Origin of the sequence: Acinetobacter sp. 1566109 (assembly GCF_000582255.1) — a bacterium.
GTDB classification, from domain to species: Bacteria; Pseudomonadota; Gammaproteobacteria; order Pseudomonadales; family Moraxellaceae; genus Acinetobacter; species Acinetobacter nosocomialis.
In genome coordinates, this window is the sequence record NZ_JEYB01000187.1 from 1 (window position 1) to 1,208 (window position 1,208).

Here is a 1,208-nt window from a genome sequence, read left to right on the forward strand (position 1 = left end):
CCTGTTTCTCGATGGTAGGCGTAAATAAGCCATTGTTTATTATTTTTATTTCCCACAAAAGTCCAAAACTCATCAACTTCAAGAGACTCATAATGACTTTGTTTAGGCTGAATTTGGTAGGTCGATTCGGTTAAAGTACGTAAAACTTTACCGATACTGATTCGCTCAACTTCAGCGATATCTCGTATACCACTACCTCTGACCATCAACTGTAATATTTTTCGAGTAATGCCTGAATTACATCCTAGATAGCTCAGAGCATGGTCACCAATAAACTGACGTTTGCAGTCTTTGCATTGGTAGTTTTGTTTCCCATCTACTTTGATGCCATTTTTCTTTATACTGTCACTGAGGCAGGTTGGACATTTGATTTCTAGAGTTATTTGCATTTCTCTATTTTATCAAAATTCAACCTGCTTTTTTTAGCATACTTTTTGATACACCACCAAATATTCTAAATGCTTGAACTGTTAAAATTAAATTTCTTATTTGACAAAATTTAAGCATCCTTTTATAAAACCTCAACTAAAGTTGTGATTAATAGAAATGACTGAAACGAATCAAAGCCGTTTGTTGACTGTAGGTGAAGTTGCAAAACGCAGTGGTGTTGCAGTTTCAACGCTTCATTTTTACGAGTCTAAAGGTTTAATTAAAAGTATAAGAACCAATGGTAATCAACGTCGTTTTACTTTAGTGGTGTTGCGTTACATTGCGATCATTAAAATTGCCCAAAAAGTTGGGATTCCCTTAGATGAAATTAAACAAGCTTTAAGTAAGTATCCGATGGGATCTAAATTAACTGCACAGCAATGGAAAGAGTTATCTCTTGATTGGCGGAAAAGTTTGGATGATCGTATTCAAAAACTTACGCGACTTAGAGATGAAATGGATTGGTGTATAGGTTGTGGGTGCTTGTCATTAGAGCAATGTCCACTAAGAAATCCAAATGATGTATTGGGACAAGAAGGTGTTGGGGCACGTATTTTAGAAAGATCATAGCGCATAAATTTGTTGATTGATTCTATTGCTAATAATGTACCGCTTGGAATAATTAATTATTTTGTAAGTTACTCTCTATGAAGGTTTTTTATTGTAAACAGTTTATATAAAACATGAATTTTTTTGATATCTTTATTTTTTTTAGTAAGAAGTAAAATTTATGAAAAAAACTATCTTTCTTGGATTAGCGCTTGTTTCGTTAACGGCTT

The 1,208-nt window shown here is 33.5% G+C and carries 1 protein-coding gene and 1 pseudogene; one reads left to right on the forward strand and one right to left on the reverse strand.

Annotated elements, in window-relative coordinates; translation table 11 throughout:
• Positions 1-389, reverse strand: a pseudogene (locus J582_RS25295) (IS1-like element ISPa14 family transposase); the annotation flags it as partial.
• Between the two features lie 157 nt (positions 390-546).
• Between J582_RS25295 and soxR the strand changes: the two are divergent.
• Entirely contained in the window at positions 547-999 is a 453-nt protein-coding gene (gene soxR, locus J582_RS25300) for a redox-sensitive transcriptional activator SoxR (protein WP_002048264.1), read from the forward strand.
• The last annotated feature ends 209 nt before the right edge of the window (positions 1,000-1,208 follow it).

Bases quoted from the DNA above. Each gene is read 5' to 3' on its own strand.
- soxR (WP_002048264.1), top strand. From the start codon at position 547: ATGACTGAAACGAATCAAAGCCGTTTGTTGACTGTAGGTGAAGTTGCA.